14 protein-coding genes and 1 pseudogene are annotated in these 16,399 nt (G+C 57.9%); 9 read left to right on the plus strand and 6 right to left on the minus strand.

What is annotated here, in order from left to right; genetic code table 11:
• Positions 1–170 precede the first annotated feature (170 nt).
• The 4 genes from ACVWW1_RS21600 to ACVWW1_RS21615 all read right to left on the minus strand — a co-directional run bounded on the left by ACVWW1_RS21600 (position 171) and on the right by ACVWW1_RS21615 (position 3,534).
• On the minus strand, positions 171–458 hold the full coding sequence (locus tag ACVWW1_RS21600) for a KTSC domain-containing protein (RefSeq protein WP_456657379.1): 288 nt from the start codon (positions 456–458) through the stop codon (positions 171–173).
• A 128-nt stretch (positions 459–586) separates the two neighbouring features.
• Positions 587–2,287 carry an ATP-binding protein gene (locus ACVWW1_RS21605; protein WP_456657380.1) on the minus strand — a complete coding sequence of 567 codons (1,701 nt, stop codon included), beginning with the start codon at positions 2,285–2,287 and terminating at the stop codon, positions 587–589.
• On the minus strand, positions 2,277–2,582 hold the full coding sequence (locus tag ACVWW1_RS21610; RefSeq protein ID WP_456657381.1) for a hypothetical protein: 306 nt from the start codon (positions 2,580–2,582) through the stop codon (positions 2,277–2,279). Before ACVWW1_RS21610 ends, ACVWW1_RS21605 begins: the two co-directional genes overlap by 11 nt.
• 22 nt (positions 2,583–2,604) lie before the next feature.
• Complete coding sequence (locus ACVWW1_RS21615) at positions 2,605–3,534, minus strand: SIR2 family protein (RefSeq protein ID WP_456657382.1); 930 nt, start codon at positions 3,532–3,534, stop codon at positions 2,605–2,607.
• Between the two features lie 471 nt (positions 3,535–4,005).
• On the opposite strand from ACVWW1_RS21615, the gene ACVWW1_RS21620 reads away from it, so the two are divergent.
• The 5 genes from ACVWW1_RS21620 to ACVWW1_RS21640 all read left to right on the plus strand — a co-directional run bounded on the left by ACVWW1_RS21620 (position 4,006) and on the right by ACVWW1_RS21640 (position 7,087).
• On the plus strand, positions 4,006–4,650 hold the full coding sequence (locus tag ACVWW1_RS21620) for a hypothetical protein (protein ID WP_456657383.1): 645 nt from the start codon (positions 4,006–4,008) through the stop codon (positions 4,648–4,650).
• 240 nt (positions 4,651–4,890) lie between these two features.
• Positions 4,891–5,874, plus strand: coding sequence for a branched-chain amino acid ABC transporter substrate-binding protein (locus tag ACVWW1_RS21625; protein ID WP_456660642.1), 984 nt, complete (start codon positions 4,891–4,893; stop codon positions 5,872–5,874).
• A gap of 247 nt (positions 5,875–6,121) precedes the next feature.
• Entirely contained in the window at positions 6,122–6,364 is a 243-nt protein-coding gene (locus ACVWW1_RS21630) for a hypothetical protein (protein ID WP_456657384.1), read from the plus strand.
• Between the two features lie 35 nt (positions 6,365–6,399).
• Positions 6,400–6,591, plus strand: a complete 192-nt coding sequence (locus ACVWW1_RS21635) for a hypothetical protein (RefSeq protein ID WP_456657385.1) — start codon at positions 6,400–6,402, stop codon at positions 6,589–6,591.
• A gap of 112 nt (positions 6,592–6,703) precedes the next feature.
• A complete protein-coding gene (locus tag ACVWW1_RS21640; RefSeq protein ID WP_456657386.1) occupies positions 6,704–7,087 on the plus strand; it encodes a hypothetical protein in 384 nt (127 codons plus the stop codon).
• A gap of 770 nt (positions 7,088–7,857) precedes the next feature.
• Here ACVWW1_RS21640 and ACVWW1_RS21645 read toward each other — a convergent pair.
• Both ACVWW1_RS21645 and ACVWW1_RS21650 read right to left on the minus strand, forming a co-directional pair.
• Positions 7,858–8,328, minus strand: a complete 471-nt coding sequence (locus tag ACVWW1_RS21645; RefSeq protein ID WP_456657387.1) for a reverse transcriptase domain-containing protein — start codon at positions 8,326–8,328, stop codon at positions 7,858–7,860.
• Between the two features lie 1,427 nt (positions 8,329–9,755).
• The gene (locus ACVWW1_RS21650; protein WP_456657388.1) at positions 9,756–10,175 is read right to left on the minus strand and encodes an Arm DNA-binding domain-containing protein; all 420 of its coding nucleotides are present in this window, start codon (positions 10,173–10,175) and stop codon (positions 9,756–9,758) included.
• A 675-nt stretch (positions 10,176–10,850) separates the two neighbouring features.
• Between ACVWW1_RS21650 and ACVWW1_RS21655 the strand changes: the two genes are divergently transcribed.
• From ACVWW1_RS21655 to ACVWW1_RS21670, 4 genes and pseudogenes are all read left to right on the plus strand, one after another.
• Positions 10,851–11,963 carry a branched-chain amino acid ABC transporter substrate-binding protein gene (locus tag ACVWW1_RS21655; protein WP_456657389.1) on the plus strand — a complete coding sequence of 371 codons (1,113 nt, stop codon included), beginning with the start codon at positions 10,851–10,853 and terminating at the stop codon, positions 11,961–11,963.
• Between the two features lie 132 nt (positions 11,964–12,095).
• Positions 12,096–12,290: pseudogene (locus tag ACVWW1_RS21660) on the plus strand (histidinol-phosphate aminotransferase); the annotation flags it as partial.
• Positions 12,291–12,495: 205 nt separating this feature from the next.
• Positions 12,496–13,524, plus strand: a complete 1,029-nt coding sequence (locus tag ACVWW1_RS21665; protein ID WP_456657390.1) for an LLM class flavin-dependent oxidoreductase — start codon at positions 12,496–12,498, stop codon at positions 13,522–13,524.
• Between the two features lie 2,053 nt (positions 13,525–15,577).
• The gene (locus ACVWW1_RS21670; RefSeq protein WP_456657391.1) at positions 15,578–16,315 is read left to right on the plus strand and encodes an outer membrane protein; all 738 of its coding nucleotides are present in this window, start codon (positions 15,578–15,580) and stop codon (positions 16,313–16,315) included.
• The last annotated feature ends 84 nt before the right edge of the window (positions 16,316–16,399 follow it).

Below are 16,399 nucleotides of genomic sequence, written 5' to 3' on the forward strand. Positions count from 1 at the left end.
CCTTTTGAACGCCATCATGCGGCGCTCCTGCATAGAGACGACCGCGGAAAGAACCATGAACCCGGCAGCGGATCATTTTTGTCTATCGGGGTTGACACCGTGCCCGCGATTAAAGAACGGACGACCAAAGCCTTCTTGACCTCGCTTCAAATGAAACCGGAGACCGGCTATCACGCGCGTGCGTACCGATACGATCCCTTGATGTTTTGAGCCAGGAATTGGCCTTTGGAGGCTGCCCGAACGAACCCATCATAGGCGGCTTCGGGGACATCGTAGTATTCGTAACGTCCGCCGTTGTTGAATTCGACGATGAGAACCTGCCTTGATCCATCGTAGACAAAGCGCGCAATGGTCGACGACTCGGGTGTTTCAATCCAATTCATGACTTCTTCTTTCCTGGCAATGCCGACTTGGTCGAACTCTTTTTGTGCTCGTAGCGGGGGGACTGTTTCCGCCATTGTCGCATGACGATCGCATAATCTTCGTCATGCCGATTGACTGCCCATCCACCCTCGCCCTCGTACCCGTCCTTGTTGGGATCACCACGGACGACCACTCGAGGATCGCTGCTGTCTGGGCGCCGTCCCTAGTCGGGAGGATCAATAAGAGTTCTGATCGGCAAACTGACCGCTTCGCCGACAATAATTGCTTCTCCAGTTCGGAGAATGGGAAGCATGTCGAACAATCCCTTCAGATTGTCAGACGCCGAGCCAGCCACCTGCCCCCGATCGAGATCGTTGGCCAATCGCATGGCAAAGATGGTACCGCACTGTGACAGGATCGTCGGATCGATTTCGGATGGCCGCTGGCTTACGATCATAACCCCGACGTCATACTTTCGGCCCTCTTTGGCAATTCGGCGAACCGCCGAGGCAGCAGGCCCCGCGTGCTCTTTGCCTAGATAAGCATGGGCCTCTTCCAAGACGACCATCAGAGGGCGCTCACGACCACCCTCGGGAAGATTCCTTGCCCAGAACAGCGCATCATAAAGAATGCGAAGCAACGCCCCGACCAGATCATTAAGAACTGTGGATGGTGTTCCGGACAGATCCAGGATGGTGATCGGGGACGAAGTGCCGATCCAATCTTTCAGCACCCCATCGAGATCCTGCTTTACGGTGCCATCGAGCTGCGGCGTCCAGTCCGCTGGGTTGAAAAGAAATGCGAACTGGGGATCTCGCAACTTGGAAGCCAGTACAGCGAGCTGTTGCCTGATGTTGAGCGCATCGGGCCCCCAGTTGACGCGCTCCGCGGGCGGCCCCGATGTTTTTACGGTCCTGTAGAGCGGAGGCGTCACAGACATCGCATCCCCCGGCTGAGAGGGCTTGCCATCGGCGCCTAGCACATAAGCTGGCTCGATTTCATCCGCGGCAGCACCAGGCTTCGGAATTACGGTCCGATGCTCTCTCTGATGGAATTCAAACCACAATTTGTGGATGCAGAAAGGTACCGGTGTATCAACCGTCAGCCGATTCGAATCTATGCCTTCACGTGGTTGTTTGCTGAGAGCTTCGGCCTTCAGCTCAACCACCTTGTCAGCGACGACGGCGGCCTGCCGATCATCGAGCTTTCCGAAAGATAACTTGACCAATTCCTCGAGTGCCCAGAACGGAATGACGAGCGCCTTCTCGTCCTTTTCGGTATCTGGTGTGATGCGAAAGACCGTTGCCCGATCAGCAAGTGCCTTCGCGTATTCACCGTGGATGTCCAGGATCACGATGCGAGAGGATGGATAACGCTGCGGTTCGGAAAGCGCGGCCAGCAACCCCGCCACCGTCGTTGATTTTCCGGCTCCCGTCGTTCCGACTACAGCGCAGTGGCGCGTCACGAGCTTGTTGATGTTGACCAGCGCTGGGATGGATTCGGCACTCGCCAGCCGGCCAACGCTCACGAAATCGACGGGATCACCAGGACCATAGATCTCCCGAAGGTCGTCCTCCGTGACGATATGGACCGCGTCGTTGATCGTTGGATGTTGCGAGACACTCCGCTCGAACTGACCGTTGCGACCGCGCTCTCCCACCAACTGGATGCTAAGCCATTGGTTGCCCCAGGGACGGGCATCGCCCTCAGCCTTTGGGGCGGCGCCCGCCCCGACCTGAGAGACGATGCCAAACAGCGACGTGTAGCCGAGCGGAATGCGGACAAAGCTGCCGACCTGGCCAATGCGATGGGACTCACCCTTGTAAAAGCTCAGACCCGTCGCGGACTCGCGGACCAATGCAACACTCACGGCCGTTCCAGCCACATCCTGTACCGTACCGATGAGGGTCGGATCAGAGCGCATCGCCGGCTTCCTGTTCAATGTCCCTGCTGGCGAGCTGATGAGCCAAAAGCTGGCCAAAAGCCTTGAAGTCTCCAAGCAGCCACTTGCATTGATCCGCAGGGGCGGCCGTTCGACCCGACATGACGTCTTTGCTTACTGCGATTGCGTAGGCCGGGTTGCCGTCCCGATGTGTACTGTCCCAGCCGCGGTCCACCGTTCCGACAATCCCGCCGTCTGCAGCGAGCACAGTTAGGTTGGCATGCTTCTCTGCCAAAGCGACTGCTTTCGGTGCACTGCTCCGATCGTTGAAAGACATCGCAAGGCAGGATGCGTTTGGATTACCTTGCGAATGAATAGCCGCACGTCAGTAGCACGCACTGGTCTGAACGTAGGAACGTGGCGAGCCGGTCAAGCATCGCGTAATAGGGCATCTGCCGGCTCTGATCATATTTGAGATGGGACGGGTAAATAAGCAATTGCTCGCCATCGATCTTGTCCCGGCTGCGCCGTATCTTGGCCTTTTTGGTCATCCACCAATTGACTGAACCATGGATTTTCCATAGCCGCGCCCAGCGCGACGGCAGATCATCCTGTGCCATCGATTCATGGTCGAGGAACGCAGTATCCGATCCGACAAAGCCATCGAAATATGGGACGCCCTGCTCCTCTAGAGCTTGCTCCAGCAGCAGATCGTAGTTCGTGGTGAATATCTCCACCGGTTTTTCGCGGTCGATTGCCTGGATCCAGCTTGCGAGCACATGATATGGCGTATCGCCATTCGGCAATGAAACGCTGACGATCGCGCGAACGTGTTCGCAGATCGCGAGGTCGAGCTTGTGAAGCTGTTCGCCCGTGAAGCCATCGATCGCACCAGCGCCGCAAAGCGACTTGAGCGTGCGGATATGGCTCAATACGTCCTCGATCGTCGGCGTCCCCACACCACGAGCCACGATGCGCGACCAGGCGATCTCGGCAACCTGCTTCAACTCGCCTGAGCCGTCCAGAACCGTCTTCACCTGAGCGGTCAATCCAGCGATGTCCGGTATCAGCGGCTTCGTGCCGTTTCCATCGGTAACCCGAACCGACAGGGGGCATCCTGCCCCGATGAAAAAACCAATTCGCATTTTCCCAGGTGAAAGGCGCTGCAACAAGTCGGTTGTCCGTCGAAACGGACTATGCGCAGGCTTGATCGGAGACGGTGACGCCTGCTTTGTGTCCTTGTCAGAAGGGATACTCGCATCCAATGACGCCCCCGCATCACTACTCATTGTTGTCGGCCCCCTCGAAATGAGCAAGCTCGGCTCGTCCACGCTCCTCCGAATAGCTCGAACCTCAGTCCCCACCCAAAATCGGCATCCTTGCGCCGTCGCGGCTACAGAAATTTGCACCCGCCAGTTGCATTGGGCATTTTCCCGTGGAACAGTCTCACACAGAGAGCTGCGCAGCATCTAGCGATCCGATGGCGATCTTCAGCCTCACCACAGCTTGCTCGGCCCCAGTACCACGCTGCGGACGCCACCAGACATTATGCCCCATGCGACCGGCGAGGACCTCTGCACCGAAAATATCAGTCGGAGCAGCAACGACTTAGCGAAGCGGAGCAAGCCCGGCCGGAAGTCCGGGATGGAAGCCTGTTTGCAGCAACTCGACCGTGAGCGTCATAACGATCGGCGGCGGCGCGGACGATAAAGAGCCATGTCAAGTGTTTGCTACGGAAATGACTGATCGGAGAAGATAAATTGGCTGATCCGCGACCACCAGAAGATCACCGGCCGGAGCGCTATGTCGCCCTCGGACTAACCATTTTCATCGTTCTATTCTGCGCGTACATCATTGCTCGTCCTGAACAGGATATCAGTCCCAACTCGGTCGTCTTCATGCGGATCCTCTTGTCCGTCGCCTGCGGCGTGCTTGGAGGTACGATCCCAGGCTTCCTGAATGTACGATACGACGTCGGTGGACTTGCGATCAGAGCAGCCGGCGGACTTGCATTCGCCGTCCTTGTGTACGTATTTACGCCGACCGTATTGCCCAACATGCAGACCCCGACCGAAAAGACGTTGCAACGCTCCAGCAGCGGCGACATCGGGCAGCGATTTAGGTCCGTCAACTCCTATTGGGATCAGCCGGGAAACCGAGAACGCTACCAACAAACCAAGCTCGAAGACCGCAAAAAGCTGATCTCGGAATGGGTGCGCAGCGATGGCAGCAGGAACGAAGCCCTCTTGGAAGTGCCCAAATTCCTTGCTGATGTGCATGGCTGTATCCAAAGCAAGCGGTGCGACGCAGATCGACTTTGCTCATCTTCGTTGTTCGACGATGCGGACAATTTCTTGATCTTCTTCGATCCGCTTTTGGAGGATTGGGCAAATTCGGGCTACTAGCAAACCCTAGTCAAGGCCAGAGAGTTCATCGGTTGCGATTGCTACAAGGAGCTCGACGCTAAGCGTTGCCCCGACTATCCGTCGGAGTGCGGGGCTCCGCCAAAATGTCATGAGCGCGCCACATGACCCACGTCTTCGTTCTGTCTCGCGTCTTGTCGAGACGCGGCATCGACGCCGCTTGCGATCTGCTCTTGACCTTGGGCACCGTGAACGCGGCAGCGAGCGGAAGACGAGCTACCGATCGCAGTCATTGCAGATATGTCAATGCCGGGCGCTGCAGGTCCATCCATGGCGCTCGCCGTCAAACTCGCGCTCGAGGACTCACGGCTTTCAGGCGAGCTCAAACACAAAGTTCGTCTCGTAGAGATGGACGACCAATGCAAGCCTGACTGGGCGAGCGCGATGGCACGCCAAGCGGTTCTGCAAGATCGCGTAGTCCTCGCAATCGGCCATTCGTGCTCTGGCGCGAGCATTGCCGCTTCCGCAGTATATCAAGAAGTCGGTGTCCTCCAGATCGACCCTGTGACGACTGCCCCCCTACTTACCGAACGCAACCGGGGCAAGTCGGTCCCGCTGTTTCGGATTGCCGAACGACAAGACCGGGCGGCAGCAATCGCGGTCGTCGCTCTGAGCGACGCCATCTCAGGCAAGAATGTCTTGCTTGTCGGAGGTCGCCATCAAAAGGTTTGGCTCGATCGTTTCCAGTCGCTAGCCTCCGGCAAAGTCAAGAATGTCGCAGTAAAAGACGCTATTTCAGACGACACGCCCTTGTCAGACGTAGCTATCGTTTACGATCAATATTCTCTGAGCAGAGACATGAATTCCGCGCCGAAAAGCGACAATGTGTATGCGGTCTATGGTCCGGACGAACGCTTTGGCGTGTCATGGGGCGATAAAGCGGCGGTCGAGAAGCTCGTCGATCGACTCAAGCAGGAGCGTCAGCTTCCACCATTCGGTGCCGCGATCAACGCCTATGCTTCGGTGCAGGTGTGGGTGAAGGCACTGAAGGCAGCAGGTAGCGTCGACCGCGATCGGGTGGTCGAGCAGATACGGAAACTGAAATTCAATACGATCAGGGGATTGATCACCTTCGACGAAACCGGCGATGTGCGGCAGCCTGTCATCACGATCGTCCGATACTCGAATCCGATCATTCAGGTTCCCAATCAATGCAACGAACCTGTGTGCAAGGACTGCAAATGCGAGGTGTGCTGTCGGAAATAGAAATGACCATGTGCACTCGTGTCCCTGCTGATCCGAAGCGAATACGAGCGATGAACGCCTTTACTTTTCAGAGCATCGAGGGCCGGGTTGTCGCTCGGTGCCGCCCCCTGACGCCGCGCGATATTCGCCCTATCGCAATCGGCCCCATCGATTTCGAACACCTGAAGGCATAGCTTAGCAAAGGAAGCTTGGGGGAGATTCCTTTAAATGCCGCGAAAGACGTGTCCACATTGCCAGGAACGTAGATATGGAGTGCTTTCGCATCGACGAAAGCGGATATACGGGGTTCGACGTCCTGAACACCGACCAGCGCTTCCAGGGCGCTTCAGCGATGGCCATCAGCGACGAAGATGCCGCTCGCCTCATCAGGGAAGACTTTCCCCGACTCCAGGCGCCGGAGCTCAAGTATCTTCACTATCGCGCCGCCCCCCCAATCACGAGCGCCTGCCTTCGCTGCAACGCGACCTTCTCACCCACTACAAATGCGTGACGTATGTCTGTGACAAGCACTATCTGCTGGTGCTCATGTTCGTGGACTATGCTGTGGAACCCTTTTACTACGAGCGGGGCATCGACTTCTACGAGAACGGGCAGAATTTCGCGATGGCGTCGTTGCTCACGATGTCCGGCCCTACCTTTCTCGGACAGGCGGCCTTCGACAACATGCTCGCGGCGTTCCAAATACGCCGTCAAGGACAAAACGCCGGAGGCGTTTAAGGCGCTTATTGCCGCAGCGCGCGCGACGCGCTGGCGCGAATTCCCCGAGGCCCTTGGACCACTTGCCCAGTCCGCCGCGCCCGAATGTTCCTCGGTAATCGCGACGCCCAGCGTGAACACCGACGTTGCCCTCGTAGTGTTGCAGTCGCTCATCAGCCGAATGGAAGTGATGGCAGATGGGCCCTATCGCGTCGAGCACGACCAATCGAAAAATCTGCTCACCTATCATGACCTGCTGCAGCGTTTCATCGATCACGACCAGGAAATCGAGTTTCGCCAAACCGAAATTACATCGCTTAAATTTCCGCTTAAGCTCGCAGAAGTCACACAGGTTGATTCAAGGACGAGCCCAGCTGTGCAGCTGGCCGACGTCATGATTGGCGCCGCGATCGAAGCGGCAAACAATATAGCGGGCCTACGGTCCAGTGGGCTCGATCCCGAAGCGGTACGCCGACCACCAATTCATCCATATGGTGCCCTCCGTCGACTTCGATGAACAGCGACGATTCAGACAAGGCACCCAGGCTGCCGAACTGATCGACTATTTTTCGGCGAACTTCTATGGCCCACGCGAAAGCTGAAAGGACCAGACATGCGTCGACACGCAGAGGCGAAAACCTTCCCCCGCGTCCGAGCCCGTCGGTCTCGGCCCCCCTCTTCGGGCGAGCTGTCCGGCAACGCCTCGCTTGTGACCTCTACTTGACTTGCAGGAGGTTCGTCGCCCTTTTTGCAGCTGAGACAATCCGTGCGAGCGGGCTCGAACCGCTACCGTCGGGAGTACAACATCGTAGAAGATCGTAGTTTGGCGTGCAAAGCCATCTGAACGCGCGTTACTCTGGCTTTACGGGGTCACCTGCGACTACAAGGCCATCGATTGATGGGGTCGAGTAGAGGCGTCGATCGCTCGACGCCACCGGGTCGCGCGAGGCGGTCGCCCGCCTCGCGCTCCCACAGAACGTAGCGCGCGGATTTACCGCACTACGCTCTTCGGTAGTTGGTTCACAGCGCTGCTAGTGCCTGCAGCCTCCCGTATGGGAGGCGCAGTTTTGGTTTCAGCAATGGTGTCCGCTCTTTGATTTGGTGGAAGGCGTCCCAAGTGAGGCAACGACCTGCCCAGCTGCGGCTACACAACATCTTGCGCCAGTAACGCTCGACGACCCGATAGACTTTTACGAGGCTCCGGAGATTTCCGGCAACACCGTAGTAAGCATAGTGGCCGCGAAGGACGGCGTTGATTTCGCCAACCTGTTCACTGATCGTTTGATGTCATATTCGCTGTATTAGCTCTTGCAGAGACGTAAGGCTGCGCCGTAGCCGAGATTTCTCGGTGCGCATCCCAACCTTGAAGTTGCCTTTCAGGTTTCGCGTGCAATACAGCGTCAGTCCCAGGAAGTAGATGGTTTCCGGGCGCTTTCTGCCGCGTTTGCCCACGTGTCGCTGCGCGAACCGTCCAAACTCGACCAATTTGGTCTTGGTTGGCTCGAGAGTGAGGCCGAACTTTCCCAACCGCAGGCGTAAGGCATCCTGAACACCAATGGCGTCCGATCGATGTTTGAAGCAGATCACAAAGTCATCGATATAGCGCACTGGCCGGGCTTCGCCCCGCAACCGGTCCTTCACGACGCGTTCGAACCAGAGGTCGAGCACATGATGGAGATAAAGGTTGCTCAAAAGCACGCTGATCGATCCCCCTTGCGGTGTTCCTTCCTCGTTCGGATGAACCTTTCCATCTTCCAAGACACCCGCCCTCAGTCAGCGCCGGATCAAGCTGATCAGGCGCGGATCGCCTACTCGATGTTCGACAAACCGGAGGACCCAATCATGACTGAGACTCCCGAAAGACTACTCGACAGAATACCCACCACCGCGCTCATTATCTCGACGACTATCCCGATCAGGCAACCATCGTTCGGTCGCGCCATCCCTTTGAGGATCTGCGCTTAACGTGCTTGGCTAGTGTCATCGACGCGGCGAACTTCACCTGACGCTTGTACTGCCCGATGGTACCCGCGCCCTTGTACCGGCCGCGTGGACGGATCTGCCTATCGCACAACATTTACCGCGTGCAAGCCCGCAATGCGCTGGAGCGGCATTCCTGGCTTCCCACGCCGAACTGCTGCACGCCCGGACGATCGTCAACGCTTTGCTGCGGCAATTGGATGCCGCGCATACAGTCCTGCCACCGGAATCGGAGGACAGCCATGCAGCAGCTAAGCTTTCTCGACCCACCACCTCAGCGCGGGGCCGTACCCGTATGGGAGACCCTCGATAAAGAGCAGCGCGCACATCTCGTGCTGCGACTCGCCCGAGCAATCGCCACTGCCGGAGATCACAACGATGAACGAACTGAGCAAGATCACCGCTGAGCACCTACGCCGATGCGCAATCGTCTACGTGCGTCAGTCCAGTGCGACGCAGGTCGATCATAATCGCGAGTCCACTGCCCGTCAGTACGAGTTAGGCGAACGCGCCGCGCGGCTTGGTTGGCGATGGTACGCAGACTGCGCCTCAAGTCATGCATGGTGAATTTTGCGACCCCCGCCTCCTTGACCAAGCGATTGACCATCTTGGTGAAGCCCGGCATCTGGCCACCGGTCTTCGGTGACGGGAAGACGCAGTCGGACGTGGCACGCTGAAAATGTTTCGCGGCCGCGAGCACCTCATCAACGAGGTGGGTGCGCGGTACATCGTGGTGCAAGGCCATCTTGGTCCAGGCCGCATCGAAGTGATGCGATCATCCATGACGTGCTTTTGCCATTCGATCATGGTTGGCTCACTCTGGCGCGGGCCACCAAGTAGGCACATCCTCGTCAGGAGCCCAAAGGTGCCGAGCTTGCCGGATGCGTGCCAGACCTTGATGATTTCTTCGTCGGTCAGCGCACGGCCCTTCGTTCGGCGTCCGACCCTTTGCGCACGAGTTTCCTTAGGGTCGCGATAACCAGCCAGCACAATGTGGTCGACATAGCCCTCGCCAACGCACCATTCGAGGAACGTGTGGGTGTGCTTGCGCAGGTCCTTGGCCGCGCCCCACTTGCCGGTGACCTTGTCGACCGCTGCCATGATTTGCCATCGCGTCAGATCCCCCACGCCACTCTCGGCGTTCTCCTTGAGCCCGCGCCGCAGCGCCCACATTGCCAGCTTCCGGTTGATGACCTGACGTCCGGTCAATGACGTCTGGTAGGGACATCTTCAACGATGAGGTCCGCCAGTGTGGCGCGCTGCTTTTCAGCCGCCTGTTGCCGCCTCTCCTCACGTTTCGCGTCGTTGGGGATCATGCCCTTCACCACCTTGCCTGCGGCGATGGTGGCGGCCTTGCGCACGGCCTTCTCACTATACCTGGGCCATGGGCGAAGGGTGTTGCGTTGGGTGCCTCTCACGCCCGTCTTGGTGAAGAGGTGAACCCAAGTCCGGCCACCGGTGGCGCGCATGCGCGGGGCGAGGCCAGGCAGCTTGTCGTCGTGGAGATAATGCTGTGCCTTGCCGAGCGGCAGCCTGGCATTGCGGATCACCGTATCGGTGAGTGTCAGCTGGTTGGTCGGCGCTGTCAGCCCCGCGCAGAACCGGCTCTCAGACCTTCCCGACATTGTGGCCCTAGGAGAAAATCTGCGGCGGGCACATGGCCGCTGTAATAAAATGAATTACTTCGACAAATCTGTGGCCGCGTGTGGTCAGGCTTGATTTACGGACTGTGGTTCTGACTGACAAGATCGTTGGCCTGTAGCAGTTCGTCTCCGACGGTCCATTGTCGCCACTCATTGGGTCTTTCGCTCTGTGTATCTTGGCAATCAGCCTCCACAAGCAAGCTTCAAAGTACTTGATTCGCACGTAGCGTCAGATTGTACCATCTAACGCAGCGGCGGGGTGGACTAGAGCGCCGGCTAGACCGAGCGAGACTCCAATGATCGGCATCACTTTTGAGAGCCCTCGGCGAGAACAAGTCGGTGGATGATCGTCCGGCCCCTTCCAGGCGCCTCGTCGGGACACATCAGTCGACCACAGGAGATTGGCGAGTGTGCCGGATACCGGCAGGATGTTCGATATGGGTGCTGTCAACACCTACAGGACGCTTTCCTGACCAGTCCCGTAAACGTCCATTCGTCCGTGCCCGTCCGATACTTATGGATGAACCTGGCAACAACTTGAGCCTATCCGTACCAACCTAAGTTCGATTCAAACATCATTGCGCCGGACTGCTGGGTCGCCGCGTCATACCAACGGCGAAGCAGACCAAGACGCGGCGCGATATCGGGAGCTCCACCATGTCGATTCTTCGCGTTCATAGGCTTGCAACTGCTGCGCTCCTTTCCTTGATCCTGAGTTCGAGCGCCTGGGCAAAAGATGTTTACATTGCGGTAGCGGGCCCAATGACGGGTAGCACTGCGGCGCTCGGCGCACAGATACGCGACGGAGCGGTCGCGGCTGTGGATTCGATAAATGCATCGGGTCTGCTGCCTGACACAAAGCTCATATTGAGGATTGCCGACGATGCATGCGATCCCAAGCAGGCCGTCGCTGTTGCCAATCGCTTGACAACCGACGGGATCAAGCTTGTCGTCGGGCACTTCTGTTCATCTTCCTCGATTCCGGCTTCAGATATATACGCCGAAGCGGAGGTGATTCAGATTTCACCTGGCTCGACGAAGCCCCGCCTGACAGAGCGTGGCCTAACCACGCTGTTTCGGATTTGCGGCCGCGATGACCAACAAGGCAGGGTTGCAGCCGAATACATCGCGCGGCACCACCAAGGCGCAAAGATCGCGGTCCTCGACGACAAGAGTACAGCAGGTAAAGGCATCGCCGATATCGTTGCATCGCGGCTTCGTGCAGCTGGCGAGGACATTACTCGACAAAGCTATGTTGCCGGCGAGAAGGATTACACCGCTCTGGTTTCGAGACTGAAGAGAGAGGAAATCCAGATCCTCTATATCGGCGGCTATTACAACGAGATCGGCCTAATCGTGCGTCAGGCCGCGGAGGCGGGCGCACGCCTGACCGTGATTGCCAACGATCCGCTGATGACAAGCGACTTTTTGGCTATTGCCGGCGACGCCGCAAACGGCACGCTCTTCACCTTTATGCCGGACCCGACGAAGAATGCTGCAGGGGCAGCCGCTGTCGCCAAGCTCAAGGGTTCGAGCCAATCTGCGGCAGGTTACACGCTCTACGCTTATGCCGCGGTTCAAGCATGGGCCGACTCGGTCAAACGGGCCGGCACCTTCGATGCCACGCGGGTCGCTGCGGCCCTACGCTCGGACTCAATCGAAACGGCCGTTGGCACGGTTCGATTCGACTCCAAGGGAGACAATGCCGCTCCCGGATTCATCGTTTACCGCTGGCGCGACAATACCGTGGAAGCGGTCGAACAGAACTGATCGCCCGTCGCAACACCGCACGGAGCGTTCGAATGATGAACCATCCTCGACATAGAGATGACGCGCTGCTCACGTGCCTCGCAGTCACCACAGTCGCAGCATTTCTCGTTCTCGCGGCAATGCTATCACAGCCTCGCCCGTGTGCCGGTAGGCCAGGGTGGCAGATGGTGGCAGGCGGCGTTGCAAGACCAGAGCGTCCTTGTTGCCTTCTTTCCGGATGCCGGCCTGCATGAGTGCTTTCGGGTTAGCATCGGTACAAAGCCCCAGATGGATGCTTTTCTCGCGGCTGTCGGCACCATTCTTAAGAGAGTGGGATGCCGTGGCTAGTGGCCCCTTTCACTCATGTCACAGATCCCAGTTCGTAATCGATCCGAACTCACACATGATGCAACCGGAGTCAGTTTCTATGCGGTCGGCGCATTACGAGCTGTTGAGAACGGCTTCGCAGCATATGCAGCGCATTGCCAGCGAGCACCTCTTGCATTCCCGAAACCCGGCGGACTCCGGTCCTTTCTATATAGGAGATAACTGAGTGAGAAACGTTGTTCCCTCAAATCTGACCTGCGGCATCTTTGATCATCTTGACGAGGACGGCCGCGATATCGCCCAGCAATACGCTGACCGCCTCGCGCTGGCCGAGGCTTACGACCGGCTCGGTTTCTATGCCTATCATCTGGCGGAGCATCATTGCACTCCCCATGGACGGGGTCCATCGCCGAACTTGTTTCTATCGAGCGTTATACAACGCACACGGCGACTTCGCGTCGGTCCATTGGTCATGCTGCTCAACCTCTATCACCCGCTGCGGGCATTCGAGGAGATCTGCATGTTGGATCACCTGAGCAGTGGCAGGGTCGAGGTCGGCCTTGGTCGCGGCTCCCTACCGATCGAACTGAGTTATTTTGGGGTTGGAGCCGACGTTGCCTCAAGCCGTTACGAGGAAGCCTCCCAAATCTTCGTTAGCGCGATGAATGGCGGCTCGCTGTCGTACCGAGGACGACATTTTGCGCTGAGCGATGTTCCTTTGACGCTTTCACCTCACCAGCGTCCATGTCCCCCGACATGGATTGCCACAAATCGGCCAGAGTCCGCGCATTGGGCGGCGGCGAATGGCGCTAATCTGGCGTGCATGGGGCCCTCTTCCGCCGTTCGCAAGGTAACAGATGGCTATCGCGCTCACCGAAACGCCGAGCATGACGCCAACGGTTCAGCACCATTTCTTGCATTGCTCCGCATGATCGTAGTTGCCAGCTCTGAAGCAGCGGCCCGTTCTCTCGCCGCACCCGCCTACGAAGCATGGCTCAAGAGTTTTAAGTTCCTGTACGAGCTCAATGACATCCTGCCTCCATCCAACCTGCCCCTCACCTTGGACGCGGCAATTGAGAGTGAACTGTGCGTTGTCGGAACGCGCGCTTCGGTGCGCCAAACTCTTCTCGATCATGTGGAAGAGGCAGGCGCCAACTATCTCCTTTGCCAGCTCGCCTTCGGATCTCTGACACTGGATGCATGCGTCAATACGGCAACTGCGATTCACTCCGAGCTCATAGCGGCCGACCGCTGACGGTGAGTCAACAGCGAGTTCCAATAAATCCGCCATTGCCCCAGAAGCAAGTGGCAACACCGAGGCCGAAGAATACCGAAGGCCAATGCATCCATAAGGCCGCTCTTGCGATCCACATGACTTTTATGCGCATGCGACCCTTTCGACTAATCACCGAACAGGAGGCGTAACGCCATGAATGGCCTGTCCTCCACTTTGCGGATGTCGACACAACCCGAGCAGTGGTTTGCTTGGGCAGGTAAGTCGGCCCAGCTGCATCCCGCTTTGGCGCGCCGGTTCGTCGATCGCATTCCGCACGGATCCAAGCTGTGGCTTATTGCCGGAGCGGGCCTGTCGCGACGCGATCTCGGCAGCGCTCCGCTCAGACCAAAGAGATCGCGCGTAAGCTCGGGATCGTACTGGCGGAGTTGGCCTCGCCGCGCATTCTACTGGCCGCGCACGGCATTAGCACCCCGCGACCTTTCGATGAGGACTACCTCACTGTTCAGCGGTTCGCAGTGATGAACCACATAAGCTCGGAAGCCGTGCTCTCTCGGATGGGACTTGAATCGTACCTAGCATCACGTTGTAGGATCAGGCATCCGCCGCCTCACGCCGACAACAGGTCCACCACCGATGGTGGGCGTGTGACGTAACACATCAAAGCAATCCTCCAGTTAGACGTCGAGATGACGACAGCACTCCATTTTCTACTATGATCTTCTTGTGCGGCTTTGGACTAGGATACCCTGTGCGCAGCTGGCGTTCCCGCAAACGACGTGAGCGCGCCCGGCTCTATGGTGCTTTCTTTCATTCCGGCACTTCTGCTCCGCCGCCGCTCCGAGTTCCCGCACGCGGCGGTTCCTAACGCTGCATTCGGCCTTCCTCAAACAAGGAAGTTGCCGATCCGCCACGCTAGGGGCGAACACCCTCCGCCGCCAGTTCGTCGAGCACAGATTCGCAAGACAGACTGGAGGCCACGCGCATGCTCGCGTGGAGTCAGCCCCGACCACGGTGTAACGTGTGACTGATCGCCGATTTGACCCGAGACACTGAGCGGTGAAGACTACGAATCGGCGCTTCACGGATCATCGGGCGGCGACGGTTGATTCGCAATCGGCCTCGGCCCGACAACTACATCTGTATGATCTTAGCATGTGCGGAAGCATTGGCAGACCGAATTCCAATCAGCGCTGGTGTCAAATGCGGAGACGATATTTCCGGCACGCGAGTTAGCGCTTGAACTGAATTCGACACGAGCACGATTGCGACAGCGTCGATAAGGAGCACCTTCACTCTCCTGCAGCATTTACAGCGCTTCGATGCCCGTCGCGATCTGCGCTCGGCAGAAGGGAGATCCAGAGCCCTCGCACGACTTCGAATTTCATCGCGCGCCAGGATCAACGCCGCGTTGATTGTGACCAATGTTTCCTGGCCGAATTCGATTCGCTGAGCTAGCCCACCTAAACTGAGAGGTTTCGAAGGTTAGGCTTCCTTCGTAGAACTCGATCCGCGATAGTCAGTACGGCGGATGCATCATGAAGCGTGACGATCGCCTCGCCGAAGTCCTTGAGAATAGCGCGTGTTTTGATGATGAGGCATGGGAGGTGTAGGCACGGTGCCTCTCACCCGCTGAGCGGCTGGCGTATATTCGCAAGCATCGCTCTCACTTCCGGTTCACAGATTACGATGACGTGAGAGCTGTCATGCGGGGTCAGCGCTTCACTGGTTGCTCATCGCAGCTCCTTCGATGGCATCACAGGATAAGAGCAAGGACGTTGCAAAGCGCTTTGCTCTCTTCGGTTGCGGTGTGGCTTGGCATCATCTGGCTTGCGGTGCGCTTAATCCGCTGAGGTCAGCAGTTCGCTTTTCGACCACGCCTACGCAAACTATGTGCGCGCGCGAAGGAAGAGCATTGCGACGCCGTGGGATATGATCTGCAACACCGCAACCTGACGCAGCGTTCGGTTCAAGCATTCCTTTCGGTGCGAATGTTGCGATGCGGTTACAGCAATTCGCGCGGACGTTGTTAAGACCCACGAAGCTCGGGGGCACTCAAGACATGAGAGTAGAAATGAAGAACTTCTTGCTTGCGACTGTGAGCATCGTGGCGTTTGGCGCAGTGTCGTCCGCATTAGGTGCAGATCTGGCTGTGCAGCCCGTCCAACCTCTCTACACCGGAGCTCCGCGGCCTGTCGCGGCTGCAATCTACGACTGGAGCGGCTACTATCTCGGTATGAACGGCGGCTTGGGCTCAAGCTCGAATTGCTGGGATTTCAATGGCGGCACGCCTGAGGGCTGCCATGATGCGACGGGCGGTACCGTGGGTGGCCAGATCGGCTATCGATGGCAGATGGGTCAGATCGTGCTTGGCGTTGAAGGCCAGGGGAACTGGGCTGATTTGACCGGCTCGAATGTCAGTGTCGCGTTTTCGGATGTCAACCAGACCAAGATTGATGCGTTCGGCCTGGTAACGGGGCAGATCGGCTATAGCTTCGACAACGTACTGATTTATGCCAAGGGCGGCGCTGCAGTCACGAGCAACACCTATCAGATCAGCTCGTCCCTCACGGGCGCGCAGCTTGTAAACAGCGAGCACGTTCTTTGGGGCAGCGCGTTGGGAGCCGGGATCGAGTACGGCTTCGCACCGAACTGGTCGGTTGGCCTCGAGTACGATCATTTATTCATGCAGCCCGGCACGGTGAACGTCGCCGCACCGGCTGGTGGGGCCGATCGCATCCGCCAGGATTTGGACCTTATGACTGCACGGCTCAACTATAAGTTCGGCGCTCCGATTCTTCTCAAATATTGATCTATCGTTCAAATGGCGGATCAAAAGCCCCGGCCCATGGGCCGGGGCTTTTTTTGGACCTGTTGGTCTGCTGTACGGGAGGCA

The organism is Bradyrhizobium sp. JR3.5 (assembly GCF_054057015.1).

What these genes read in the sequence shown, in the direction of transcription:
- ACVWW1_RS21600 (WP_456657379.1), bottom strand. Translation starts at nt 458, where the DNA reads ATGGCGGAAACAGTCCCCCCGCTACGAGCACAAAAAGAGTTCGACCAA.
- ACVWW1_RS21605 (WP_456657380.1), bottom strand. Translation starts at nt 2,287, where the DNA reads ATGCGCTCTGATCCGACCCTCATCGGTACGGTACAGGATGTGGCTGGA.
- ACVWW1_RS21610 (WP_456657381.1), bottom strand. Translation starts at nt 2,582, where the DNA reads ATGTCTTTCAACGATCGGAGCAGTGCACCGAAAGCAGTCGCTTTGGCA.
- ACVWW1_RS21615 (WP_456657382.1), bottom strand. Translation starts at nt 3,534, where the DNA reads ATGAGTAGTGATGCGGGGGCGTCATTGGATGCGAGTATCCCTTCTGAC.
- ACVWW1_RS21630 (WP_456657384.1), top strand. Translation starts at nt 6,122, where the DNA reads ATGGAGTGCTTTCGCATCGACGAAAGCGGATATACGGGGTTCGACGTC.
- ACVWW1_RS21635 (WP_456657385.1), top strand. Translation starts at nt 6,400, where the DNA reads ATGTTCGTGGACTATGCTGTGGAACCCTTTTACTACGAGCGGGGCATC.
- ACVWW1_RS21650 (WP_456657388.1), bottom strand. Translation starts at nt 10,175, where the DNA reads ATGTCGGGAAGGTCTGAGAGCCGGTTCTGCGCGGGGCTGACAGCGCCG.
- ACVWW1_RS21655 (WP_456657389.1), top strand. Translation starts at nt 10,851, where the DNA reads ATGTCGATTCTTCGCGTTCATAGGCTTGCAACTGCTGCGCTCCTTTCC.
- ACVWW1_RS21670 (WP_456657391.1), top strand. Translation starts at nt 15,578, where the DNA reads ATGAAGAACTTCTTGCTTGCGACTGTGAGCATCGTGGCGTTTGGCGCA.